Genomic DNA, 23,751 nt, shown 5'->3' on the forward strand with positions numbered 1-23,751 from the left:
AATATTCTAGAATTTCACGGTTTCCGTATGGTGCGGATTCAGAAAGATCGGTAAGAGGGCCGGCGGGTATCCCGCCGGCCTTCCCCTGTCAGCTGCTGTAGGCCGCCAGCGGCGGGCACGAGCACACCAGATTCCGGTCCCCGTGCGCACCGTCGATCCGCCGCACCGCCGGCCACACCTTGGCCCGCCCCTTCCCTATCGGGAACACGGCGACCTCACGCGAATACGGATGGTTCCACTCCCCCACCAGGCATTCCGCAGTGTGCGGAGCTCCACGCAGCGGGTTGTCGTCCACGGGCCACTCCCCTGCCCCGACCCGATCGATCTCGCCCCGAATGGAGATCATCGCGTCGATGAACGCGTCCAGTTCGGCGAGATCCTCGCTCTCGGTCGGCTCGACCATGAGCGTGCCGGCCACCGGGAAACTCATCGTCGGCGCGTGGAAGCCGTAATCGGCCAGACGCTTGGCGACATCGTCCACGGTCACCCCGGTCGCCTTCGTGATCGGACGCAGATCGAGGATGCACTCGTGCGCGACCATGCCGTTCTCCCCGGTGAACAGCACCGGGAAGTACTCGTCGAGACGACGGGCGATGTAGTTGGCCGACGCGATCGCCGTCAACGACGCACGCCGCAGTCCCTCGGCACCCATCAGCCTGATGTACGCCCAGGTGATCGGCAGGATCGACGCCGATCCGAAAGGCGCGGCCGAGACCGGCCCGGCTCCCCCGAGGCCCGGCTCGGCCGGATGGCCCGGCAGGTACGGCGCCAGATGCGACCGGACACCGATCGGTCCGACACCCGGACCACCGCCGCCGTGCGGGATACAGAACGTCTTGTGCAGATTGAGGTGGCTCACATCGCCGCCGAACTTGCCCGGTCGCGCCAGCCCCACGAGAGCGTTCAGATTGGCGCCGTCGATGTACACCTGGCCACCGGCATCGTGCACGGCACCGCAGATCTCGGCGATGTCGTCTTCGTAGACGCCGTGCGTCGACGGGTAGGTGATCATGATCGCGGCCAGACGCGCACCGTGATCGGCGATCTTGGCGCGCAGATCGTCGAGATCGACGTCTCCGTTCGCTCGGCACGCAACCACCTCGACGCGCATTCCCGCCATCACGGCGGACGCGGCATTGGTGCCGTGTGCGCTCGACGGGATCAGACAGATGTCCCGCTCGGTGTCGCCGCGGTCGAGATGGTAGTGACGGATGGCCAGCAGTCCGGCGTACTCCCCCTGGCTGCCGGCATTGGGCTGCAGGCTCACCGCGTCGTAACCGGTCACCGCGGCGAGCCAGCCCTCCAGATCCGCGATGAGACGCCGGATCCCGGCCGTACGGTCCGCCGGTGCGAAAGGATGCAGCCCCGCGAACTCCGGCCAGGTGATGGCCTCCATCTCCACCGCGGCATTGAGCTTCATGGTGCACGAACCGAGAGGGATCATCGTCCGGTCCAGCGCGAGGTCCTTGTCGGAAAGACGACGCAGATACCGCATCATCGCGGTCTCGGTGCGGTAGCGGGTGAACGCCTCGTGCTGCAGGAACTCACTCGTGCGGGTCAGCGCCTGCGGAAGCGCCGTCGTGTCCTCGAACCGTCCGCCCTGTTCGGCACCGAAAGCTCCCAGCACCGCGTCGATGTGCGCGACGGTCGTGACCTCGTCGCACGAGATCGACACGTGGTCGGCGTCGACCCGATACAGGTCGATACCGGCCTGCCGCGCGGCGGCGAGAACGTCGTCGGCGCGGCCGGGGACACGGGCGACGACGGTGTCGAAGAACTCGTCGTGGACCACCTGTACGCCCGCGCTGCGCAGACCCGCGGCGAGTCGCTGCGCGTGCCCGGCGACCCGCCGGGCGATCGCCGTCAGGCCCTCGGCGCCGTGATACGAGGCGTACATCGCGGCGAGGACCGCGAGCAGCACCTGCGCTGTGCAGATGTTGCTCGTCGCCTTCTCCCGGCGGATGTGCTGTTCGCGGGTCTGCAGCGCGAGGCGGTAGGCCGGGTTGCCGTCCGCGTCCACCGACACGCCCACCAGACGCCCGGGAAGGGTCCGGGTGTGGGCGGTGCCGACCGCGAGGTAACCGGCGTGCGGACCGCCGAAGCCCATCGGCACACCGAAACGCTGAGTGGTGCCGAAGCAGGCGTCGGCTCCCTGTTCGCCGGGCGGGGTGAGGAGGGTCATCGCCAGCAGATCGGCGCCGACGGCCACGAGCGCACCCCGTTCGTGGGCGGCCGCGATGATCGGCGCCGCATCGACGATCCGGCCGGACGCTCCCGGGACCTGGAAGATCACCCCGAAGAACTCGCCGTCGGGCAGTCCGTCCGCGGCCAGATCGGCGGTGACGATCTCGATGCCGAGCGGTTCGGCGCGGGTGGCCAGCACCGCTGCGGTCTGCTCGAACAGGTCGACGTCGACGGCGAGCCGCGGGCTCGTGCAGGAGCGGTTCGCGCGCCGCAGCAGGGTCATGGCCTCGGCGGCGGCCGTGGCCTCGTCGAGCATCGACGAGTTGGCGATCTCCATCCCGGTCAGGTCGGCGATCATGGTCTGGAAGTTCAGCAGCGCTTCGAGACGCCCCTGGCTGATCTCCGGCTGGTACGGCGTATAAGCGGTGTACCAGGCGGGATTCTCGATGATGTTGCGCAACAGCACGGGGGGCGTGAGCGTGTCGTAGTAGCCGTGGCCGATCATCGACGTCGCGACCGTGTTCTCGGAGGCCAGGGCCTTCAGTTCAGCGAGCACCTCGTGCTCGGATCGCGGGGGGTCGAGCACGTCGAGTCCGGTCGGACACTCTCCGGTGCGCTCGTCGAGGATGGAGGCGGGCACTGCGGCCGAGGCGAGAGCATCGAGCGAATCGACCCCGACGACATCGAGGATCCGGCTCAGGCCGGTCCGGTCGGGGCCGATGTGACGGTCGGCGAAATTCGAGGTGAGGGCATCTGTCATCGCAGCTCCCGGGCTGGTCGGCGAGGTCCACCTCCGTGCGCGGTCGCACGGTGGGGTTCCTCCCCCTCTGTCGTGAGCTCGCGAGGCGAGCGCCTGAGAGATTCGGCCGGCCAGAGCCTTTCCCCGTGGGCGGGCGGGTACTCCCACCGCTTTCCAGAGACGTCGGAGCTCACGCGGTCCTGGTGCCTGAGAGATTGACGGGGAGGTGCTGCTCCTTCGGCGCCCGGCTCGGTGACCGGAACTCTCCCGCGTGATGGCGACGCGATACCGAGTCTAGATCACGTCGCTGTGATGTACGTACCTCGGTTGCGCAGGAACCGGGAGCGAAATTCAGCCGATTCGGCGATTGATGCGTTCACGGCGGCGGGACGCGAGCTCGTCCTCGGGGCGTTCCTCGACACCACCGCCGTCGGCGCGTTCCGCGGGGAAGTCGGCGATACTGCCGGTGAGCTCACGCATCGCTCCGCTCACCGCGATGCCGAAGACGCCCTGCCCGCCCTGGAGGAGATCGACGACCTCTTCGGGCGATGTGCACTCGTAGACGGTCGTGCCGTCGGAGAAGAGAGTGATCTTCGCGAGGTCGCCCACGCCGCGACTGCGGAGGTGGTCGACCGCGACCCGGATGTTCTGCAGCGAGACACCGGTATCGAGCAGCCGCTTGACGATCTTGAGGACCAGGATGTCCTTGAACGAGTACAGGCGCTGGCTACCGGAACCGGCTGCGCTGCGAATCGACGGGACCACCAGGTTCGTGCGCGCCCAGTAGTCGAGCTGCCGGTAGCTGATCCCCGCGATCTGACATGCGATGGGCACGCGGTAGCCGACGAGTTCGTCCGGCACCGAGTTGTCCGGAAACAGACCCGGCTGGATCTCGTCGGTCTCGGTCGTCCGCGGCGACGAATTCGAGCGATCGCCGGAATCGACGCCGTCTGGCTGTCCCTTCGTCCGATCTCGCACTACTGACTCCCTCTCGCGCGCCCAGTTCTGCCTCGCAACGATCGATGGGCGGACCCCACCACATCCGATCATCGAGCGCTCCCAGGCTCACCGAGTCATCCCTTGCGGATCAACTCAGCGTACGCTCCGGTGCTGGGCGCTGGGCTGCAACACGCCGACCGGAAGGGCAACGTTCGACACTACTCCCGCTACGGCCTACGCGCGCGTCCAACGCTCGTCGCCGTACGGACCGGACGGTGTTCAGCCGTCCGTCGCCTTGAAATCGTCGGGCGATACGGAATCGAGGAACTCCTTGAACTTCTCGACCTCGTCTTCTCGTTCGTCCGGCATGACAAGTCCCGCCTCGGTGAGCACCGGTTCCTCGACGAAGACCGGCGCGCCGATGCGCAAGGCTACAGCCACCCCGTCGGACGGACGGCACGACACGCGCATCCCCCCGTCGAACACCAGATCGGCATAGAAGGTTCCCTCCCGCAGGTCGACGATGCGCACTTCGCGCAGCGCATGACCGAACGCCTCGAGAAGGTTCTTGATCAGATCGTGGGTGAGCGGCCTCGCCGGCTCGATCCCCTGCTGTTCGAGGGCGATCGCGGTCGCTTCGTTCTGACCGATCCAGATCGGCAGGTAGCGATCCCCGTCGGCCTCACGCAGCAGCAGGACAGGCTGGTTCTGCGGCTGCTCGATACGAATCCCTACTATCCGCATCTCGCTCATCGCGATGCCTCCGTCCTGCTGCTCGTCCGTGGTGCACCACCCGACAGGTACTGCCTGGAATTCTAGTGTCCTCCAGCGCATCCGTCAGGTGCCGTCCGTCACCGGCCGGCTTCCGTCAGCGGTCGAGTGCTCCCTGCACCGCCGCTTTCACCAAACAGGTGTGCAAGGTCAACGACAACGCCGCCAGCTCGCGCACCATTTCCTCGGCCCGTTGCCGCGCGCCCGCATCGCGTCCCTTCGCGATCGGACCGGCGATCTGGGCGACGAGTGAGGCCTCGCGGTCGGCGGCGAGCTTGAACGCCCGCAGATGCCGAACCTCGAGACCGAACTCCGCCATCGCCTTGGCCGTGCGGGCGAGCAGCACCGCGTCCTCGTCGAAGAAGCCCGCCGGGCCGGGCGTGAGAAGCCCGGCGCCGACCAGCTCCGTGAGGAAGGCCGCGTCGATTCCGGCCCGGCTGCACAGATCCTCACGGCTCACCCGGATCTCGCGGTCGCTGCGCAGATCCTCCGGGGAGACCTCGCCGCGGGCGACCGCCAGGGGGCGCGGCCGGGAGATCCGGGTCTCGACCGAGCCCACCGTGGCGGCACCCCGGTCGATCGCCTCGAGCTGTTCCTTGATCACCTTGAGCGGAAGGTACTGGTCGCGCTGGGCGGTCAGTACGTACCGCAGACGCTCGCAGTCGGCGACGGAGAAACGTCGATAACCCGACGGCGTGCGTTCCGGGCTGATCAATCCCTCGGCTTCGAGGAAGCGGATCTTCGAGATCGTCACGTCCGGGAACTCGGGACGCAGACGGTCGAGCACCGACCCGATCGACATTCCGGCCGGCGCCGGCTGACGGGCCGCGGTCATCAGCTATCAGCGCCCTGCGAGCCTCGCGGACCGGTCAGGAAGACCAGCCGGAACTTGCCGATCTGCACCTCGTCGCCGTTGGCGAGCACGGCCGAGTCGACCGGCTCACGATTGACATAGGTGCCGTTGAGGCTTCCCACATCGACCACCTGGAACTCGCCCTCGTCCTGACGGAACTCGGCGTGGCGACGGCTGACCGTCACGTCGTCGAGGAAGATGTCGCTGTCGGGGTGCCGACCGGCCGAGGTGGTCGGCTGATCGAGCAGGAAGCGCGATCCCGCATTGGGTCCACGCTTGACCACCAGCAGCGCCGACCCGGCGGGCAGGCCCTCGACACCCGAGACGGGCGCTTCGGTGGTGGCCGAGCCTGCACCTTCCACTTCGTTCAGGAAGTCGGCGCGAAATACCGAAGTGGTCTCTGCAGGAGTCTCCTCGTAGCCCGCGTTGCCGTTCTCGCTCACCGTTTCTCCTTATCCCTTCGACCACCCGGGTGATTCCGGGCGCTCGCTGATTCGTTCGCCCGCTCAGGTCCGATACGGCACACGCCGTATCCGACCGTACCCCGCGCGGGGGCAACTGACGCAGACAGTCGCGATCACGTTACCTGTCGGTCCCGTCACCTTCCGTGATCCCGCGGTAACCCTCCGCATCCATGGTCTGCGCGAGGGCGTCGTCGAGCTCGCTCTCGCTGCCGACCTCCACCTCGACGAGCCAGCCGTCCTCGTACGGACCGGTGTTGACCAGATCGGGATTCGACTCGAGATCCGTGTTGACGGCGCGCACCTCACCGGTGAGCGGCGCGAACACGTCCGACACGCTCTTGGTCGACTCGACCTCACCGAAGGACTCACCGGCGGTGATCCCGGCTCCGGCCTCGGGCAGCTGGACGAAGACCACGTCGCCGAGTTGGGACTGTGCGTAGTCGGTGATGCCGATGCGCACCGTCGTCGTGCCGGTCCTGCGCACCCATTCGTGCTCCGCGGTGTAGCGCAGGTCCTCCGGTGTCGCGAAATCGGTCAAGACTTGTCCTTTCGGAGACGACGTTCGACCGGAACGTCGGATTCAGTTTCCGGGCCGAGAGTATTGGCGTGGCTCGATCTCCCGCAAGGCGGACACATCCACCTGCGGAAACTGCTGTACGGACAATGATCCGCCCGCGCGGGCGACCGTGTCGACCACCCCGCCGGGAATGTTGAGCGCCGCGGCGAGCGTGGGTCCGTCCCCGATGGCCGTGACGGTGTACGGGGCGTCGAGCCGCCGGTCGTCCACCGTGACGTCGCCGCCGGAACCGGTGACCCACGAATCCACTCCGATCCGGACGGTCTCGCCGTTCGCTCCGGCGATCTGCATCGTGTCGGCGCCCGCCGCGCGCAGTTCCTGGATCATGTCGAGCAGTATCTCCGATCCGACACCCTCCCGTGGGTCATCGACGGTGAGGACCACCCCGGGGCCCGTGGCAGGTTCGGTGCCGAGTTGCACCGACAGCGTGTACAGCTGCGACCGGGCTTCCTCGAGAGCGGCTTCCGAGCCTTCCTGTTCGAGACTCGAGAGACTGCGCTCGAGTTCGGTGATCTCCTGACGCAGGGCCGCTTCCCGCCGGTTGAGGTTGTCGAGCAGCACGAGCAGGTCTGCCGGGCGCGCCGAATCGAGCGCGTCGCCGGTGTCGGTGGTGCGGACCTGGGTGGCGATGCCGGCGCCGAGCAGGACGATCAGCACGCCGGCGAGCGCGAGGAAGACGGGCTTCGATCGGGGGGAACGCGCAGCCGGAGGGACGTCGGGCGTCTCGCCGTCGGCGACGCGGTCGTCAGGGGGCCGGGGGTCGTTCACCGTTCACGCTCCGAACAGGCGACGACGCAGCGCGGCGGCGTTGCCGAAGATCCGGATCCCGAGCACGACGATGACGGCGGTCGAGAGCTGGGTGCCCACCCCCAGCTGATCGCCGAGCCACACGATCAGTGCGGCGACGAGGACGTTGAAGACGAACGACACGACGAACACCTTCGCGTCGAAGATGTCGTCGAGATAGGCGCGCAACCCACCGAAGACCGTGTCGAGAGCGGCGACGACCGCGATGGGGAGATAAGGCTGCACGAAGTCCGGCACCTGGGGGCTGAACACGATCCCGGCGCCGATCCCGATCGCCAGCGCCAGCACCGCGTAGAGCGCGTGACCGTGTTCGAGCCGCTTCACCTGTACCCCGTTTCTCCGCTGTTTCCGAGCTTCCGGACCGTCGCGGCCGGAAGCTCGAGGTCGTCCTCCGCGGTGAGAGAGAATCCCACCCCGTAGAGCTGCTGTATGCCCGCGACGCGCAGGTAGGCGTCGCTGACGACGAAGGACGTCTGCAGCCGGGACGAGGATCCCACCGCCGAGATCGTGTAGGGGGAGAATACGGGCCGGTTGTCGACGAGCATCGCTCCCCCGGCCTGGCGGATCGTCACCCCTGGCCCTACCCGGACTCCACCCACCTCGATCGCCTCCGCACCGGCCGCCCAGAGGGCATTGACCACCGCCTGGAGGTCGCGGTCGAGGACGAGAGCGCTGGGTGCGTCCTCGTGCTGCGAGGCGTCGGACAGATTCGGGCGCGCTGCGGGTTCGGTGAGCGTGACCGTCATTCCCGGCCCCCGTACCGGTGTCGCCGCCGCGGCGGCTTCGGCTTCGCCGAGTTCGTCGAGGACGGTCGCACCGTCGCCCCCGTCGGCGAACAGCGCGGCGCGTCGCTCGTCGATCGCGGCACCGAGTTCGTCGCGTTGCGCGGTGAGCGCGGTGATGCGTTCCTCGCCGGACCGGAGGGAGTCGAGGATCTCGGTTCGGGCCTGGTCGTTGCCGGGCTGCAGATCGGAGTTCTGCTCGTAGGCGACGCCGATCACCAGTCCGGCGAGCAGGACGCCGACGCCGAGCCATACGCGCGACGCCCGCGCGGTGGTTCGGGTCCGCCCGGCGGCCCTGTCCGCGGCGGCGGCCGCGTAACCGGGATCGAGGTGGTCCTCGAGGAGTGACTTCAGAAGCGAGGGCACCGGGTTGCGCCGGATGCGTTCCCACGCGCGGGTCATCGGCTCACCTCCCGGCCGGCACGACCCGTGCCGTCGCAACGGCCTGCGCGAGGTACAGAAGGGCGGTCCATACGTACAGCACCGTTCCCCAGATCAGCGCGGCCCAGCCGAGCGGAGCCGTGACCGGTTCCGAGGCAGGCACCGCGACGGCGCCGAGCAGCAACGGCAGGGCACACATCAACAGGAAGGTGGCGCCCTTGCCGAGATAGAGCACTTCCGGGGGCGGCAGGGCCCGCCGCCGGTAGACCGCGAGTGTCGGCGCCAGGATCAGCTCGCGGCCGACGAGGATCGCCGCGATCCACCACGGGAGGATGTCCCGTACGACCAGCGCGACGAGTGTGGTGACCACGTAGAGGCGGTCGACGAACGGATCGAGGAGCGCGCCGAGCCTGGAGGTCTGGTCGAGCAGCCGGGCCAGTTTGCCGTCCGCCCAGTCGGTAGCGCTGCTCACGGCCAGCAGGATCAGTGCCCACAGGTCGGCGTGGACGACGAGTACGAGATAGAGGAAGAGCGGCACGCCGAGCAACCGGAGGAAGCTGAGCGCGTTCGGCACGGTGAGGATACGGTCCGCTCCGCGGTCCTCCGCGGTTCCGGTCGCATCGGTCATGGTGTTGCCGCTCCTCGCCTGTCGTGGTGTGGTCGCCGATCCCCTCCCGGGCGCGTGGTTCCAGCCTTGCACAATCCCGATTCCGTCGATCCGGGGGTGTCAGCGCCAGGCGAAGACCGGCTGTTCGAGGTCGTCGATCCGGGTGGGCCGCCGGTGGAGGACCACTTCCCGGAACTGGTAGATCACCGCGGCGGTGGGCGCGTGGACGAGATGTCCCCGGAAGGGCCACTGGATGACGGGCTTGTCGGATTCGGGAATCGTGACGAATCGGGGTTCGGCGTCGAGTTCGTCGGCCGTGACCGAGAAGAGCACGTCCACCTCGTCGGGACTGGGTTTCAGGTCGGTCACCGCGGTGTCCGACCACACGACGAAGGGCGACATCACGTAGCCGGATCGGGTGACGTAGTCGTCGAGCCGGCCGAGGACGGCGTCGGCGCCGAGGTCGAGCCCGAGCTCCTCGTGGAGTTCGCGCAGGGCGGCGCGCTCGGGGGTCTCCCCCTCGTCGAGCCGGCCACCGGGAAGAGCGAACTGGCCGGGGTGCGCCCGCAGGCGGGTCGGACGCCGCGTGAGGGGCATCACGGGATTGCCGGCCCCGTCGTCGAGGACCGCCACGACGACCGCCGCGTGCCGTCGACCGTCGAGCGGCAGTCGGCGCGAGTCGAATGCGTCGAGTGCAGCGAGGAGGTTGTCGCGGTCGAGAGGGTGCGGTGCGGGCATGGGTCGACAGTAGTTCGTCGGTTCTGCAGGGCCCGGAAGGCGCATCGTGGCGGGTTTCGGGGACGATGACATTCCCAGAGGGAGAAATTCTGTAATTCTATCCATTCCGTACCATCCGGATTTTCTGCAGGCGGGTGGGAGTTCCCCGGACGCGGAAGGCCACTCGCCGTCATAGTGGGGACCGACGAAAGGACCTCGATGAACGATGTGCCCGCCGGTCTCGACCTCGACGCGCTCGACGCCCACGTGCGGCGCAGCGCCCCCGACCTGTTCGCCGGTCCGCTCCGTGCGCGCCTGATCAGCGGTGGACGATCGAACCTCACCTACGAGGTGACCGACGGCGAGCGGCGAGTGGTGCTCCGCCGCCCCCCGCTCGGACACGTCCTGGCGACCGCCCACGACATGGCGCGCGAATACCGCGTCATCTCGGCGCTCGCCGGCACTGCGGTACCGGTCCCCCGCACCTACCTGTTGTGCGAGGACGACTCGGTTCTCGGCGCACCGTTCTATCTCATGGATCTCGTGGCGGGAATGCCCTACCGCACCGCCGAGGAACTCGAACCACTAGGCCCCGCACGCACCCGGATCATCTCCGAACGGATGATCGATACCCTCGCCGCGCTGCACTCCGTCGACCCCACCGCGGTCGGCCTGGCCGACTTCGGCCGCCCCGGTGGCTTTCTCGAGCGGCAGGTCCGGCGCTGGACCACACAACTCGAGAAGTCGCACAGCCGGGAGCTTGCCGGCGCCGGCGAACTGCACCGGCTGCTCGTCGACAATCTGCCCGGCGACGGCGAGGTCGGCATCGTGCACGGCGACTACCGTCTCGACAACGTGCTCGTCGACGAGGACGACAAGGTCGCGGCCGTACTGGACTGGGAGATGGCCACCCTGGGCGATCCCCTCACAGATGTGGCATTACTGCTGGTCTACCAGCGGCTCGCCCGGGAGAGCACGGAGTTCCCCGTGTCCACGGTGTCGCGCGCGCCGGGTTTTCTCGGCGACGACGAACTGCTCGCCCGATACGAAGCGGCCGGCGGACGGGACGTGTCCGAGATGGGATTCCATCTCGCCCTCGCCTACTACAAACTCGCGGTGATCCTCGAGGGCATCTACTTCCGTTTCCGGCAGGGCAAGACCGTCGGAGAAGGATTCGAGGAGCTCGGCCGCGGAGTCGAACCACTGCTCCGCGACGGCATCGCCGCACTGAACGATCGATGACGGCGATCGCGGGACCGCTGTCGTAGGCGCTCGGTACGCTGCGCGCATGCCGCATCCGGTGATGTTCGACGAAACCGATCCGCTGCTGGCCCGGGTCCGTGATCTCGCGCTGGCCTTACCCGGCACCACCGAGAAGATCTCACACGGTCGTCCGTTCTTCTCCACCAGGACGGCCTTCGCGGTGTACGGGGGCTCCGAGAAAGACACCCGCGCACCGTTTCCCCGTTCCTTGATCGTCAAACCCGACGAGGAGGAACGCCGCGCGCTGCTCGAAGAGCGCCACACCTACCTGCCGATGTATTTCGGGCCGTCCGGCTGGGTCGGATACGACCTCGCTCGCCCGCAGGTCGACTGGGACGAGGTGTCCGAACTGCTCGACATGTCCTTCCGGATGACCGCCCCGGCCCGGCTGGTACGCGAACTCGACGACCGCCACAGCTGACGGTCGTCGAGCGCCCCGGCCTTCACCCCTGTTCGCCGATGCTCACCATCCAGGAGACTCCGAACCGGTCGGCACACATCCCGAACAGATCGCCCCACGGGGCACGTTCGAGCGGCATGTCGACGCGACCGCCCTTGCTCAACGCCTCCCAATAGCCGCGCAGCACGGCCTCGTCGTCTCCGCTGAGGGACAGCGAGAAATTCGTGCCGGGTGTGTAGTCCATGCTGTTGGGGGTGTCCGAGGCCATCAGCACGAAGCCGGGATCCGCGGTCAGCATCGAGTGCATCACCTTGTCCTTCTCGCTGGGGTCCTCGGCGACGTTCATCTCGGCGAAGGTGGTCACCGCCAGTTCGCCTCCGAAAACGGTCCGGTAGAACTCCATCGCCTCGCGTGCGGAATCACGGAAGGCGAGATACGGATTGAATCGAGTGGTCATCGTCGTCCTTCTCCCCGGTGTCGTGGGCGCGGTCGTTGCCCCTCACCGATACGGACCGTGCGCCGCCGGATTTCTCATCGCGATCGTCAGGAGACGGCGACCGTGGCGCCGACGCATCCGGGACGGTCGACGAGATCGGCGAGGACGCGACCGACCGCGCCGCGGGAGACGGACCACTTCGCGACGTCCCCGTCCGAGAGGACGCCGGACCGATCGTCCCCGTCGTCGGTGAGGTTCACCGGTTGCACGATGGTCCAGTCGAGTTCGCTCGACCGGACGAGTCCGTCCTGCTGTTCGGTGTCGACGATCTGGGGACCGAGCAATCCCCGGAACATCATGCGGTAGCGGAACGGGAGCCTGTCGCGAGTCGGGCCCGTGCCGTAGGACGTCTGGACGATCAGCCGTTGCACGCCGTGGCGCCGCATCGCCTCCATCACGGTGCGCGTCCCGCGAGAGCGCACGTCGAGAGGCGTGTGGGCAGGCCCGCGTAGACGGACCCGGACGGGGTTCTCCCGGATACCGAGCGTCACCACGACGGCATCGCGACCCTGCACGGCGCGTTCGACGTCGGCGAGGCGGACGGCATCGCCGGTCACGATCGTGACCTCGGCGGGCAACGTCCCCGCGGAATCAGGATTGCGAACGAGTGCGGCGACGTCGTGTCCGCGTTCGAGCAGCGCCGCGACCGCCGCGCGGCCCGACCCTCCGCTCGCTCCGACCACCAGTACCTTCATGATGTCCTCACATTCCTCGGCTGCGACCGGATTTCGGCTGCGAGTCCACGCTATGAAGCCTGCGCAGGACGTTCCATGCCCGCATATCCGGGTTTTCTGCCCGTTCGTCCGGAACGACTGGACGAACGGGCAGCGAACCCCGATCGTGGGGAGCGTGACGGAGACGGACCACGCGACGCGCTATCCGTGGACACCGGGAGATCCCCTCGGGGAAGTTCTGCACCTGCTGCGGATGCGCGGGGTGTTCTACTGCCGCTCGGAGGTGAGCGCGCCCTGGGCACTCGAGATGCCCGCCTTCGAGGACTGCGCGAGCTTCCACGTCGTGACGTCGGGTGAGGGCGTGCTCGAGGGGCCGGACCCGGGGACCGGTCCGGTGCGCCTCGGCCCGGGCGATCTCGCGGTGGTGCCGCACGGCGCCGGCCACGTGATCCGCAGCGAACCCGCACCCCTGCGGGCCGAGCGCGTGGACCTGCTGCCCCAGGAGATGATCGGCGAGCACTACTCGGTGTTGCGACACGGCGGTGGGGGTGAGCGCACCGTGCTCGTGTGCGGTGTGGTCGAGTTCGGGCATCCGACGGCACGCCGCTTGATGAACGCGTTACCTCCGGTGGTGCACTTCGGCGATGTCGGCAGCTCCCGCGGGTGGGCCGCGCGCCGGGTACTCGACATCATCGCCGACGAGGCCGCGCGTGTCCGACCGGGAGGCGAAGCGGTTCTCACGCGCCTGGCGGACACTCTGGTGATCCTGGCGATCCGGGAGTGGGTGGAGTCGGAGGCCGTGCCGCGGAGCGGATGGGTACCTGCGCTTCGTGATCCGCACATCGGTCGCGCCCTGGCTGCAGTGCATCGCGCACCGGAACGGCCGTGGACACTGAGCTCGCTGGCCCGGGAGTCCTCGATGTCCCGGTCGGCGTTCGCGACGCGCTTCACTGCCCTGGTGGGGGAATCCGCGATGCAGTATGTGACGCGCTGGCGGATGGAAACCGCGGTCGAGGCGCTGCGCGCAGGTGCGACGGTGGCGGAGGTCGCCGCGCGGTCGGGTTACGACTCCGAGGCGGCGTTCGCCCGAGCGTTCAAACGGACGACGGGCTCGACTCCTGGGTCCGTACGACGGCTCCGGTGAGCGCTCCTGCCCGGCCTGTCCACCGATCCACCCAGGAAGAACATCGTGCTCTCTCGGCACTCGGGGGAACGGGTTTCCACATCGGAGACGAGAAAACCCCTCCCGACCGGAGTCGGAAGGGGTTTTCGCTGTCGGGCTGACAGGATTTGAACCTGCGACCACTTGACCCCCAGTCAAGTGCGCTACCAAGCTGCGCCACAGCCCGTCCGCGCTCTCTCCGAGCGCTCGTTGAGATTACAACAGGGACGGGCCGAAAGGCTAATCGCCTGGTCAGCGCCCTTTCACCGAGGGATCACCGACTTGGGCTCACTTCCGGCGATCACGCTTCTCGCGCACTCGCACCGAGATCCGCACCGGGCTGCCGTCGAAGCCGAACTCCTCCCGGAGGCGGCGTTCGAGGAAGCGGCGGTAACCGGCCTCGAGGAAGCCGGTCGTGAACAGCACGAAGGTCGGCGGCCGGGTGGCCGCCTGGGTGGCGAACAGCACCCGCGGCAGTCGCCCACCGCGCATCGGCGGCGGTGTCGCGGCCACGACCTCCTTGAGCCACGAGTTCAAGCGGCCGGTGGAGATGCGCTTGTCCCACGATTCGAGGGCGGTCTCCATGGCCGGCACGAGCTTCTGCACGGCACGACCGGTCTTGGCGGAGATGTTCACGCGCGACGCCCACGGAACCCGCGAGAGGTCGCGTTCGATCTCCCGGCCGAGTTCGTGGCGCCGGTCCTCGTCGACGAGATCCCACTTGTTGAACGCGATCACCAGCGCACGGCCCGATTCGACGACCATCGTGATCACCCGCTGATCCTGTTCGGTGATCGGCTGGGAGGAGTCGATGAGCAGGACCGCTACCTCGGCGGCGTCGATCGCGCCGCGGGTGCGCAGCGATGCGTAGAACTCGGCGCCGGAGGCGTGCGTGACCCGCTTGCGCAGACCGGCGGTGTCGACGAACCGCCAGGGCTTACCGCCGAGTTCGACGATCGAGTCCACGGGGTCGACGGTGGTACCGGCGACATCGTGCACCACGGAGCGCTCGTCCCCGGCGAGCTTGTTGAGCAGGCTCGACTTGCCGACGTTCGGTTTGCCCACCAGTGCGACCCGGCGGGGTCCTTCGCCTCCGGTGCCTTCGCGAGGGGTCGCGGGCAGCTTCTCGAGCAGTTCGTCGAGCAGGTCGCCGGTGCCGCGGCCGTGGGTGGCCGACACCGAGTACGGCTGGCCGAGTCCGAGCGACCACAATGCTGCGGCCTCGGCTTCGACGCGGTCGTCGTCCACCTTGTTCGCTACCAGCAACACGGGTGTCTTGGAACGCCGCAGCACCTTGGCGACCGCCTCGTCGACGCTCGTGGCGCCCACCGTGGCGTCGACGACCACGAGGATCGCGTCGGCGGTGCGCATGGCAACCTCGGCCTGGCGGGCCACGGACTGCTGCATGCCCTTCGCGTCGGGTTCCCATCCACCGGTGTCCTGCACCATGAACCGGCGGCCGTTCCAGGACGCCTCGTACGAGACACGGTCGCGGGTGACGCCGGGGACGTCCTCGACGACGGCTTCACGCCGGCCGATGATCCGGTTGACGAGAGTGGACTTGCCGACGTTGGGCCGGCCCACCACTGCGACGGTGGGGACGGGAACGAATTCCTCGAGGTCGCTGCCGTCGGCGAACTCGATGTCCCAGTCGGTTTCCTCCGACCAGGTTCCGTCGCCGGCGAGGCCGGTGTAGTCGGTGCTCAGGTCGTCGCTCACAGCTTCGCTCCAGTCTGCTCGGCGACCACCGCGACCAGCGCGTCGATCACCTCGTCGATGTTCATGTTGCTGGTGTCCACGACGACCGCGTCGTCCGCCGCGCGCAGTGGGGACACCGCGCGGGTGGAGTCGAGGTGGTCGCGGCGTTGCACCGCGGCGAGGACCGCCTCGTAGTCGTCGCCGCGACCCTCGGCGATGTTCTGATTGTTGCGCCGGTGCGCACGGGCCTCCGCCGAGGCGGTCAGGTAGATCTTCACGTCCGCGTCCGGGAAGACGACGGTGCCGATGTCACGTCCCTCGATCACGACGCGCTTCGCGGCGCGTCCGAGGCGCTGCTGGGCCTCGACGAGCAGGGTGCGTACCTCGGGCACGGCCGAGACCGCCGACACCGCTGCGGTCACCTCGGCGCCGCGGATGATCTCGCGCACGTCCTGCCCGTCGAGGCGGATGTCCTCGACGGCGGGATCGGTGCCGATGGACCACGGCAGGTCGGCGGTGACCGCGGCGATCGCGGCCGGGTCGCTCAGGTCGGTGCCGCGGCGCAGGGCGTGCAGGGTCGCGATTCGGTACATCGCGCCGGTGTCCAGATAGGCGGCGCCGAGGTGCTGCGCGAGCCGCTTGGACACGGTCGATTTACCGGTGCCGGACGGCCCGTCCATCGCGACGATCAGAGCGTCGGTATCGGTCGGGGCGGTCACAGTTTCACCGCCTGGTAGAGGCCGCCGACCTCGTTGCGGCCGAGAACCCGCAGGGTGCCGGGTCGTTGGTCGCCGAGGGCCACGGGCCCGATATTGGTGCGCACGAGGCGGATCACCGGGTGGCCGACGGCGTCGAGCAGGCGGCGCACGATGTGCTTGCGGCCTTCGTGCAGGACGAGCCGCACGAGGGACTGTCCTTCGTGGACCTCGAGCAGGGCGAACTCGTCGACCGAGGCGGGCCCGTCCTCGAGTTCGATTCCCGCCTTGAGTTGCTTGCCGACTCCGCGGGCGAGCACTCCCTTGACGGTCGCGAGGTAGGTCTTGGGGACCTCGAAGGAGGGATGCATCAGTCGGTGCGCGAGTTCGCCGTCGTTGGTGAGCAGCAGCAGTCCCTCGGTGTCGGCGTCGAGACGGCCGACGTGGAACAGCCGCTGTCCGGCGGCGACGCGTTCGGAGACGATGTCGCCGACGCAGGGCCTGCCGAGATCGTCGGACATGGTGGACTGCCAGCCGCGAGGCTTGTTCAGCACCAGATGGACGAGATCCTTCTTGACGACGACACGGATGCCGTCGACGCGGATGACGGCGTTCTCCGGGTCGACGCGCAGACCCTGCTCGACGACGATGCTGCCGTCGACCTCGACGCGTCCGGCGGCGATGAGGTCCTCGGCCGCGCGACGGGACGCCACTCCGGCCTGGGCGAGCACCTTCTGCAGACGCACACCTTCACCGGCAGGAAGCTGGGCGGGGCCGGCTTCGCGATGCTGGTGACGCGCCGGGCGAGCGTTGCTCACGGTCGGGACGACGCGCTGCGGGGTGCGCTTGGCTGCGGGACGAGCGGGCTTGCCGGTCGAGGTGCCCTTGCGGTGGGGTTTGCGGCCGGCGGCCGGCTGGGGAGGGTTCGATCGGCGATCGGAGCGGGGCGCTTCGCCACGTCCTGCCGAACGGGGCGCTTCACTGCGTCCTGCCGAACGGGGGGCTTCATTGCGTCCGCTCGAACGAGGCGCTTCGCTGCGCCCGCCCGAACGAGGCGCTTCACTGCGACTGCGCCCTGCCGAACGGGGGGTTTCGTTGCGCCCTGCCGATCGGGGCGCTTCACTGCGCCCGCCCGAACGCGGTGCGTCTGCGCGTCCTGAGCGGGAGGCCCCGGCAGTGCGCGTATTCGCGCTGCGGGGATTGCTTCTTCTACGGTCCGGTGTGCCATCACGGCGAGCGGGTGTATTCACTTGATTCCTGTCAGTTCTCTGGATCGAACTCCGCGGGCGAGAGAGCCTCGGGACGCGCGTTCTTGCCCATTCTCTCAAATCGTGGGTCCGACTCGAGACTGTCGGCGATGTCGTCGATCACATCGACGTCCGGCAGCAGCGGTGCGACGGGCGGCAGATCCTGCAGAGAAGCCAGGCCGAGGCGCTCGAGGAACAGCTCGGTGGTGACGTAGAGGGTGCCTCCGGTCTCCGGATCGGTACCGGCCTCGGCGATCAGATCCCGGGCGAGCAGCGTACGCATCACGCCGTCGACGTTGACTCCACGCACGGCGCTGACGCGGCTGCGGGTGACGGGCTGCCGGTAGGCGACCACAGCGAGGGTTTCGAGCGCGGCGCGGGTGAGTTTGGTCCGCGCACCGCCCTGGAGAAGCTTCTCGACGTAGGGCGCGAAATCGCGCCGGGTGTAGAACCGCCATCCGTCGCCGGCGAAGCGCAGGTCGATACCGGAACCACGGGCGGTGAGCTCCTGGGCGAGACGGCGCAACGAACCCTCGGCGCGCGCGGTGGTGACCCCGATGGCGGTGGCGAGTTGTTCGGTGGGCGCAGGGGTGTCCACGACGAGCAGCAGTGCTTCGAGCGCCGCGGTGAGCTCGTCGTCGGTGATGTCGAGGAGTTCACCGTCCCATGCGCGGTCGTCCGCGCCGTTCGACACAGTGCGGTCGTCCGCGCCGTCCGGCACAGCGTGGTCGTCGTCGCTCACCCGTAGTCCTCCTCGAATGCGATGGCGTCCTCGTCCGTCTCCCCCGTCCATGCGACCTGCAGATGCCCGAGGGGGTCGGGTTGCTCGAAGGTGACGGCACGTTCGCGGTACAACTCGAGCAGGGCGAGGAAGCGGGCGACGACGAGCAGTCCGTGATCGCAGTCGGCGACGAGTTCGTCGAAGCCGATCCACACGCCGGCGCCGTGGGCACGGAGGAGGTTCAGGATGTGTGCGGCCTGTTCCGGGACCGACACGGTCGGGGTGTGCAGATGGTCGAGGCCGACGGTCGGTGGCGGTTTGGGGCGAAAGGCCGCCGCGGCGATCTCGGCGAATCGCTGCGGGTCGACGCCGAGGACGACCTCCGGCACGAGATTCTCGTAGCCTTCCTCGAGGGACACCGCGCGTGGATAACGGCGCAGGGCGGCAGCTTCGAACGCCGCGAACTGTTCCGCGATCTGTTTGTAGGCGCGGTACTGCAGAAGCCTGGCGAACAGCAGGTCGCGGGCTTCGAGGAGGGCGAGATCCTCGGGGTCGTCGACCTCGCCTGCGGGCAGCAGGCGGGCGGCCTTGAGGTCGAGCAGGGTCGCTGCGACCACCAGGAATTCGGTGGTCTGGTCGAGCCCGAGTTCGGGTCCGAGTCTGCGCGTGTAGGTGATGAAGTCATCGGTGACCTCGTGCAGGGCGACTTCGGTGACGTCGAGGCGGCGCTGTGAGATGAGGCTGAGCAGCAGGTCGAAGGGGCCTTCGAAGTTGCGCAGCCGCACCTGGAAACCTGTGGCGGCCGGCGCTTCGGGGGTGGCGGGTTCCTCGGTGGACGCCGCCAGGGTGGCCGCATCGGGCCGGGCCGCCGCCGGGAGGTCGGTGTCCGCCGGGTGGGGAGCAGGAGCGTGCACGGGGCTCAGCGACCGCTCCGGTGGATCACTTCCCGCGCGAGCGCGCGGTACGCCTCGGCTCCGGCGGAGGAGGGCGCCCAGCGGGTGATGGGTTCTCCGGCGACGCTGGTCTCGGGAAACTTCACGGTGCGGTTGATCACGGCGTCGTAGACGAGGTCGCCGAACACCTCGACGACGCGGGACATCACTTCGCGGCCGTGCAGGGTGCGGGAGTCGAACATGGTGACGAGAATGCCCGCGACGCTCAGCTTCGGATTGAGGCGGTCGCGGACCTTCGCGACGGTGTCGTTGAGCAGCGCCAGACCGCGGAGACTGAAGAACTCGCATTCCATGGGAATGAGCACCGAGTCGGCGCACGCGAGTGCGTTGACGGTGAGCAACCCCAGCGACGGCTGACAGTCGACGAGGATGTAGTCGTAGCGATCGAGCATCGGATACAGCGCACGGCCGAGTGCCTGTTCGCGGCCCACCTCGGAGACGAGCTGGATCTCCGCCGCCGACAGGTCGATATTGCTGGGCAGCAGATCGAGATTCTCGAGGTGGGTACGCACGAGCACGTCGTCGGTGGACACGCGTGGTTCGACGAGCAGGTTGTGCACCGTCAGATCGAGGTCGTGGTGGGCGACGCCGAGTCCGGCGGACAGGGCGCCCTGCGGGTCGAGGTCGACGAGCAGGACACGACGTCCGTATTCGGCGAGCGACGCTCCGAGGTTGATCGTCGAGGTGGTCTTGCCGACGCCGCCCTTCTGGTTGCACATCGCGATGATCCGGGCGGGCCCGTGGGTGGACAGCGGGACCGGTTCCGGGACGGGGCGGCGGGGCCGCCCGGTCGGTCCGAGATCGGGTTCCGCCGTGGCGCCGACGGTGCCGGAATGCTCGACGGCGGGTGAGGCGACGGCGTCATCCCGGCCGGTGACCTCGGGCGGGACGGTGATGGGCCGGAGTCGATCCGGCGCGGTGTAGGTGGCGGGTGGCCGAGGTGTTCCCACGTGCGGTAGTCCCCCTGTCTTGCGACCCGGATGTTCTCTCGTGCAGCCGTCGGTGCCCCCGTCGGCTCGCCCCCAGAACGCTACCGCTTCGGCGCCGGGATCACCGTACGGACACGCGCCCGTAACGGTGTCCGTCATCTCGCCCGGGGATGTGCCTGGGCCCACACCTCGCGGAGGGCACTGGCGGTGACCAGGGTGTATATCTGGGTGGTCGTCACAGAAGCATGCCCGAGTAACTCCTGTACCACCCGGACGTCGGCGCCTCCGTCGAGCAGATGGGTCGCGAACGAGTGCCGAAGGGTGTGCGGGGACACTCCGGTCTCGATTCCGGCACGCTCGGCGGCCGTCTGCAGCACCTTCCACGCGCTCTGCCGCGACAGCCGTCCGCCTCGGACGTTGAGGAAGACGGCTGCGGCGCGACCCGTCGCCAGCGCGGGCCGTCCCCGCACGAGATAGGCGTCGAGGGCCGCGAGCGCCGGGCGCCCGACCGGCACGAGACGTTGTTTGCCGCCTTTTCCGCGCAACAGCACCGTGCGTGATTCGGTGTCGACGTCGTCGACGTCGAGACCGACCGCCTCGGAGATGCGGGCGCCGGTCGAGTAGAGCAGTTCGAGCAGGGCCCGGTCCCGCAGTCCGCGGGCACCGTCGGCTTCCGGGCCGGCGGCGTCGAGGATCGCGGTGACCTGCTCCACGGTCAGGGCCTTGGGCAGGCGCCGTCCTGCGGCGGGTGGTTTGACCGTGCGGGCGACGTCGACCGGGGTCTGTCCCTCGGCGGCAGCGAATCGGTGGAGTCCGCGCACGGCGATCAGGGCGCGGGCAGCCGAGCTCGCCGCCAGCGCGGGCCGGTTCCGCTCCGGATCGCCACGTCGCAGGCCGGCCGCGAAATCACTGATGTGCTGCTCGTCCACGTCCGCGAGGTCACCGATGTGCGCATCGGTGAGGTGCTCGACGTACCGCCGCAGATCCCGTCGGTAGGAGGCGAGGGTGTTCGCCGCGACTCCTCGTTCGACCGTCAGGTGGGACAGATAGGCGTCGAGTTGCCCGGTGAGTGTCGGCGACGGTTGCCGAGCGACCTGCGTGGGGGTCTGTTCCTCACCGGGCAGCACCGGTCACCGCCCCGCGCGGGTGCGGGCGAAGGCGACGGGCCGGCCGGGCCAGGGCGCGTCCGGGGGGCGGGTGGCCGCGCCCGTCGCGCGGGCGGCGGCGAAGGCGAGGAGACCGGACACCGCGGTGGCGTTGACGATCTCCCCGCGTAGCGCCATCGCCACGGCCTCGTCGACAGGGACGCGGCGTACCTCGAGGTCGGCTTCCTCGTGGACCGGATCCGGACGCTCGACGGTGCTCAGGCCGCGCGCGGCGAACACGCGCACCGCTTCGTCGGTGAATCCGGGTGAGAGTGCGATGTCGACGAGGACCTCCCAGTCGGCCGCGGCGAGCCCGGTCTCCTCGGCGAGTTCGCGGCGGGCGGTGTCGAGCGGGTCCTCCCCCGGCGCATCGAGCAGTCCCGCCGGAAGTTCCCACAGTCGACGACCGACCGGATGCCGGTACTGGTGCACGAGCACCACCCGGTCCTGTTCGTCGACCGCCACGATCGCGACGGCTCCGTGGTGCTCGACGACTTCCCGTTCCGCGGTGTGCCCGCCGGGCATGGCCACCTCGTCGACGCGCAGCGACACGATGGCACCGGTGTAGATCCGCCGGCTCGACAGGGTGCGGAAGTCGTGTCGCTGCGCCCCGTCCACTACTCGGCGTCCCCGGCGGCCGAGGTCGATGCGGCCGGGGCCGCCGGCACCTCGGCCGCGGCGTTCTCGCCGTGGATGTCGACCGGGAGCCGTTCGGCCGCCTTGTACTGCAGCGCCGCTGCGATGAGACCTGCGAAGAGCGGGTGCGGGCGGGTGGGCCTGCTCTTGAGTTCCGGATGCGCCTGGGTGGCCACGAAGAACGGATGCGTGGACGCCGGGTATTCGACGAACTCGACGAGCCGTCCGTCCGGGGAGGTCCCGGAGAACACCAGACCCGAACGGGCGATCTTGTCCCGGTAGGCGTTGTTGACCTCGTAGCGGTGCCGGTGCCGCTCGGAGACCTGCTCGCTGCCGTAGGCCTTGGCGACGACCGAGCCCTTCTTGAGCACGGCCGGGTAGGCGCCCAGACGCATGGTGCCGCCGAGATCGGCTTCACCGGCGACCGCCTGTTCCTGGTCGGCCATCGTGGAGATGACCGGGGCGGTGGTGTCGGGATCGAACTCGGTGGACGAGGCGTCGTCGATACCCACCGAGCGGGCCGCCTCGATCACGACGCACTGCAGGCCCAGGCACAGGCCGAGCAGCGGGATCTTGCGGGTGCGGGCGAAGCGGATCGCACCGAGCTTGCCTTCGATGCCGCGGATGCCGAAGCCACCGGGGATCAGCACCGCGTCGACGTCACCGAGATGCTTCTCGGCGCCGGCCTCGGTTTCGCACTCGTCGGAGGCGACCCAGCGGATCTTGACCTTCGCGCGATGCGCGAAACCACCGGCACGCAGCGCCTCGGTGACCGACAGGTAGGCGTCGGGCAGGTCGATGTACTTACCGACGAGCGCGACCTCGACGGTCTCGCGGGGGTTGTGGACCCGCTCGAGCAGGTTGCCCCACACCGTCCAGTCGACGTCGCGGAACGGCAGGCCGAGCTGGCGCACGACGTAGGCGTCGAGGCCTTCGCTGTGCAGCACCTTCGGGATGTCGTAGATGCTCGGCGCGTCGGGGCAGGAGATGCAACCGGCGACGTCGACGTCGCACATCAGCGAGATCTTCGCCTTGAGCGAGGCGGGGACGTCGCGGTCGCAGCGCAGCACCAGCGCATCGGGCTGGATACCGATGTTGCGCAGCGCCGCCACCGAATGCTGGGTGGGCTTGGTCTTGAGCTCACCGGACGGTCCGAGATAGGGCACGAGCGAGACGTGCAGGAAGAAGCAGTTGTCGCGGCCCACCTCGTGCCGGACCTGGCGGGCCGCCTCGAGGAAGGGCTGGGACTCGATGTCGCCGACGGTTCCGCCGATCTCGGTGATCACCACGTCGGGGGTGTGTCCCTCGGCGTCGGGCGCGGCCATCGCGAGGATGCGACGCTTGATCTCGTCGGTGATGTGCGGGATGACCTGCACGGTGTCGCCGAGATATTCGCCGCGGCGTTCCTTCGCGATGACGGTCGAGTACACCTGGCCGGTGGTGACGTTCGCGTCGGCGGACAGATCCCGGTCGAGGAAGCGTTCGTAGTGCCCCACGTCGAGATCGGTCTCGGCGCCGTCCTCGGTGACGAAGACCTCGCCGTGCTGGAACGGATTCATGGTGCCGGGGTCGACGTTGAGATACGGGTCCAGCTTCTGCATCGTCACACGCATTCCGCGTGCGGTGAGCAGAGTGCCCAGGCTCGACGCCGTGAGCCCCTTGCCGAGCGAGGACGCGACGCCCCCGCTGACGAAGATGTGCTTGGTAGGGGTACGCGAGTGGCGTGACTGTGGCAAAGAAGCTCCCGTGACGTCAGGTGCAGGACTTTTGGACTGATGCGATACAGCTGGGGCCTGCCGACCCACGGAACCTCACGGTAACACCTCCGGAGGCGGGCGCGTACCCGACTCGCCCTCGAGGGCCCGGCCGTCGTGGAAGTCACAGCATCACCGGCCCCGCAGTGCAATCGAG

Annotated in this window: 25 protein-coding genes, 1 tRNA gene and 1 riboswitch; of the genes, 3 read left to right on the plus strand and 23 right to left on the minus strand. The window is 68.7% G+C overall.

Annotation, left to right across the window (positions count from 1 at the left end; genetic code table 11):
• Positions 1-88 precede the first annotated feature (88 nt).
• The 11 genes from gcvP to MOM01_RS18610 all read right to left on the minus strand — a co-directional run bounded on the left by gcvP (position 89) and on the right by MOM01_RS18610 (position 9,842).
• Positions 89-2,944 carry an aminomethyl-transferring glycine dehydrogenase gene (gene gcvP, locus MOM01_RS18560; protein ID WP_241386916.1) on the minus strand — a complete coding sequence of 952 codons (2,856 nt, stop codon included), beginning with the start codon at positions 2,942-2,944 and terminating at the stop codon, positions 89-91.
• Positions 2,945-3,108: 164 nt separating this feature from the next.
• A riboswitch (glycine riboswitch) is annotated at positions 3,109-3,203 on the minus strand.
• A gap of 71 nt (positions 3,204-3,274) precedes the next feature.
• Positions 3,275-3,901: a MerR family transcriptional regulator gene (locus MOM01_RS18565; RefSeq protein WP_374112329.1), complete on the minus strand. Its 627-nt coding sequence runs from the start codon at positions 3,899-3,901 to the stop codon at positions 3,275-3,277.
• Positions 3,902-4,141: 240 nt separating this feature from the next.
• Positions 4,142-4,615, minus strand: a complete 474-nt coding sequence (locus MOM01_RS18570) for a bifunctional nuclease family protein (protein WP_241386917.1) — start codon at positions 4,613-4,615, stop codon at positions 4,142-4,144.
• 115 nt (positions 4,616-4,730) lie between these two features.
• Positions 4,731-5,468 carry a transcriptional regulator FtsR gene (ftsR, locus tag MOM01_RS18575; protein WP_241386918.1) on the minus strand — a complete coding sequence of 246 codons (738 nt, stop codon included), beginning with the start codon at positions 5,466-5,468 and terminating at the stop codon, positions 4,731-4,733.
• Positions 5,468-5,929 (minus strand): glycogen accumulation regulator GarA, encoded by a 462-nt coding sequence (gene garA, locus MOM01_RS18580; protein WP_241386919.1) that lies wholly within the window; start codon positions 5,927-5,929, stop codon positions 5,468-5,470. The genes ftsR and garA overlap by 1 nt, the downstream gene beginning before the upstream one ends.
• 139 nt (positions 5,930-6,068) lie before the next feature.
• Complete coding sequence (gene gcvH, locus MOM01_RS18585; protein WP_241386920.1) at positions 6,069-6,488, minus strand: glycine cleavage system protein GcvH; 420 nt, start codon at positions 6,486-6,488, stop codon at positions 6,069-6,071.
• Positions 6,489-6,530: 42 nt separating this feature from the next.
• Positions 6,531-7,295, minus strand: coding sequence for a DUF881 domain-containing protein (locus MOM01_RS18590; RefSeq protein ID WP_241386921.1), 765 nt, complete (start codon positions 7,293-7,295; stop codon positions 6,531-6,533).
• 3 nt (positions 7,296-7,298) lie between these two features.
• Positions 7,299-7,658: a small basic family protein gene (locus MOM01_RS18595; RefSeq protein ID WP_241386922.1), complete on the minus strand. Its 360-nt coding sequence runs from the start codon at positions 7,656-7,658 to the stop codon at positions 7,299-7,301.
• Positions 7,655-8,518 carry a DUF881 domain-containing protein gene (locus tag MOM01_RS18600; RefSeq protein WP_241386923.1) on the minus strand — a complete coding sequence of 288 codons (864 nt, stop codon included), beginning with the start codon at positions 8,516-8,518 and terminating at the stop codon, positions 7,655-7,657. Before MOM01_RS18600 ends, MOM01_RS18595 begins: the two co-directional genes overlap by 4 nt.
• A 4-nt stretch (positions 8,519-8,522) precedes the next feature.
• Entirely contained in the window at positions 8,523-9,125 is a 603-nt protein-coding gene (locus MOM01_RS18605) for a CDP-alcohol phosphatidyltransferase family protein (RefSeq protein ID WP_241386924.1), read from the minus strand.
• A 99-nt stretch (positions 9,126-9,224) separates the two neighbouring features.
• Positions 9,225-9,842 (minus strand): NUDIX hydrolase, encoded by a 618-nt coding sequence (locus MOM01_RS18610; RefSeq protein WP_241386925.1) that lies wholly within the window; start codon positions 9,840-9,842, stop codon positions 9,225-9,227.
• Between the two features lie 198 nt (positions 9,843-10,040).
• Between MOM01_RS18610 and MOM01_RS18615 the strand changes: the two genes are divergently transcribed.
• The gene (locus MOM01_RS18615) at positions 10,041-11,063 is read left to right on the plus strand and encodes a phosphotransferase family protein (RefSeq protein WP_241386926.1); all 1,023 of its coding nucleotides are present in this window, start codon (positions 10,041-10,043) and stop codon (positions 11,061-11,063) included.
• Between the two features lie 46 nt (positions 11,064-11,109).
• Positions 11,110-11,505: an MmcQ/YjbR family DNA-binding protein gene (locus MOM01_RS18620; protein ID WP_241386927.1), complete on the plus strand. Its 396-nt coding sequence runs from the start codon at positions 11,110-11,112 to the stop codon at positions 11,503-11,505.
• Between the two features lie 22 nt (positions 11,506-11,527).
• On the opposite strand, the gene MOM01_RS18625 is transcribed toward MOM01_RS18620, so the two are convergent.
• Positions 11,528-11,941 (minus strand): VOC family protein, encoded by a 414-nt coding sequence (locus MOM01_RS18625; protein ID WP_241386928.1) that lies wholly within the window; start codon positions 11,939-11,941, stop codon positions 11,528-11,530.
• Between the two features lie 86 nt (positions 11,942-12,027).
• The gene (locus tag MOM01_RS18630; protein ID WP_241386929.1) at positions 12,028-12,675 is read right to left on the minus strand and encodes an NAD(P)-dependent oxidoreductase; all 648 of its coding nucleotides are present in this window, start codon (positions 12,673-12,675) and stop codon (positions 12,028-12,030) included.
• Positions 12,676-12,829: 154 nt separating this feature from the next.
• On the opposite strand from MOM01_RS18630, the gene MOM01_RS18635 reads away from it, so the two are divergent.
• Entirely contained in the window at positions 12,830-13,798 is a 969-nt protein-coding gene (locus tag MOM01_RS18635) for an AraC family transcriptional regulator (RefSeq protein WP_241386930.1), read from the plus strand.
• 131 nt (positions 13,799-13,929) lie between these two features.
• On the opposite strand, the gene MOM01_RS18640 is transcribed toward MOM01_RS18635, so the two are convergent.
• The 10 genes from MOM01_RS18640 to MOM01_RS18685 all read right to left on the minus strand — a co-directional run bounded on the left by MOM01_RS18640 (position 13,930) and on the right by MOM01_RS18685 (position 23,576).
• Positions 13,930-14,003: transfer RNA gene (locus MOM01_RS18640), tRNA-Pro, on the minus strand.
• A 101-nt stretch (positions 14,004-14,104) separates the two neighbouring features.
• A complete protein-coding gene (der, locus tag MOM01_RS18645) occupies positions 14,105-15,535 on the minus strand; it encodes a ribosome biogenesis GTPase Der (RefSeq protein ID WP_241386931.1) in 1,431 nt (476 codons plus the stop codon).
• On the minus strand, positions 15,532-16,194 hold the full coding sequence (cmk, locus tag MOM01_RS18650; RefSeq protein WP_241386947.1) for a (d)CMP kinase: 663 nt from the start codon (positions 16,192-16,194) through the stop codon (positions 15,532-15,534). The genes der and cmk overlap by 4 nt, the downstream gene beginning before the upstream one ends.
• Before the next feature lie 35 nt (positions 16,195-16,229).
• Positions 16,230-17,459 (minus strand): pseudouridine synthase, encoded by a 1,230-nt coding sequence (locus tag MOM01_RS18655; RefSeq protein ID WP_241386932.1) that lies wholly within the window; start codon positions 17,457-17,459, stop codon positions 16,230-16,232.
• 10 nt (positions 17,460-17,469) lie between these two features.
• Complete coding sequence (scpB, locus tag MOM01_RS18660; RefSeq protein ID WP_374112330.1) at positions 17,470-18,198, minus strand: SMC-Scp complex subunit ScpB; 729 nt, start codon at positions 18,196-18,198, stop codon at positions 17,470-17,472.
• Entirely contained in the window at positions 18,195-19,091 is an 897-nt protein-coding gene (locus MOM01_RS18665; RefSeq protein WP_374112331.1) for a segregation and condensation protein A, read from the minus strand. Before MOM01_RS18665 ends, scpB begins: the two co-directional genes overlap by 4 nt.
• Positions 19,092-19,096: 5 nt before the next feature.
• Complete coding sequence (locus tag MOM01_RS18670; RefSeq protein ID WP_241386950.1) at positions 19,097-20,080, minus strand: ParA family protein; 984 nt, start codon at positions 20,078-20,080, stop codon at positions 19,097-19,099.
• A 134-nt stretch (positions 20,081-20,214) separates the two neighbouring features.
• A complete protein-coding gene (xerD, locus tag MOM01_RS18675; protein ID WP_308197009.1) occupies positions 20,215-21,186 on the minus strand; it encodes a site-specific tyrosine recombinase XerD in 972 nt (323 codons plus the stop codon).
• Positions 21,187-21,189: 3 nt separating this feature from the next.
• The gene (locus MOM01_RS18680) at positions 21,190-21,822 is read right to left on the minus strand and encodes an NUDIX domain-containing protein (RefSeq protein ID WP_241386933.1); all 633 of its coding nucleotides are present in this window, start codon (positions 21,820-21,822) and stop codon (positions 21,190-21,192) included.
• Complete coding sequence (locus tag MOM01_RS18685) at positions 21,822-23,576, minus strand: CTP synthase (protein WP_241386934.1); 1,755 nt, start codon at positions 23,574-23,576, stop codon at positions 21,822-21,824. Before MOM01_RS18685 ends, MOM01_RS18680 begins: the two co-directional genes overlap by 1 nt.
• Positions 23,577-23,751 lie beyond the last annotated feature (175 nt).

Origin of the sequence: Rhodococcus sp. CH91 (assembly GCF_022554085.1) — a bacterium.
Lineage (GTDB): Bacteria > Actinomycetota > Actinomycetes > Mycobacteriales > Mycobacteriaceae > Rhodococcus.

Bases quoted from the DNA above. Each gene is read 5' to 3' on its own strand.
- gcvP (WP_241386916.1), bottom strand. From the start codon at position 2,944: ATGACAGATGCCCTCACCTCGAATTTCGCCGACCGTCACATCGGCCCC.
- MOM01_RS18570 (WP_241386917.1), bottom strand. From the start codon at position 4,615: ATGAGCGAGATGCGGATAGTAGGGATTCGTATCGAGCAGCCGCAGAAC.
- ftsR (WP_241386918.1), bottom strand. From the start codon at position 5,468: ATGACCGCGGCCCGTCAGCCGGCGCCGGCCGGAATGTCGATCGGGTCG.
- MOM01_RS18600 (WP_241386923.1), bottom strand. From the start codon at position 8,518: ATGACCCGCGCGTGGGAACGCATCCGGCGCAACCCGGTGCCCTCGCTT.
- MOM01_RS18605 (WP_241386924.1), bottom strand. From the start codon at position 9,125: ATGACCGATGCGACCGGAACCGCGGAGGACCGCGGAGCGGACCGTATC.
- MOM01_RS18610 (WP_241386925.1), bottom strand. From the start codon at position 9,842: ATGCCCGCACCGCACCCTCTCGACCGCGACAACCTCCTCGCTGCACTC.
- MOM01_RS18615 (WP_241386926.1), top strand. From the start codon at position 10,041: ATGAACGATGTGCCCGCCGGTCTCGACCTCGACGCGCTCGACGCCCAC.
- MOM01_RS18620 (WP_241386927.1), top strand. From the start codon at position 11,110: ATGCCGCATCCGGTGATGTTCGACGAAACCGATCCGCTGCTGGCCCGG.
- MOM01_RS18625 (WP_241386928.1), bottom strand. From the start codon at position 11,941: ATGACCACTCGATTCAATCCGTATCTCGCCTTCCGTGATTCCGCACGC.
- MOM01_RS18630 (WP_241386929.1), bottom strand. From the start codon at position 12,675: ATGAAGGTACTGGTGGTCGGAGCGAGCGGAGGGTCGGGCCGCGCGGCG.
- cmk (WP_241386947.1), bottom strand. From the start codon at position 16,194: ATGGACGGGCCGTCCGGCACCGGTAAATCGACCGTGTCCAAGCGGCTC.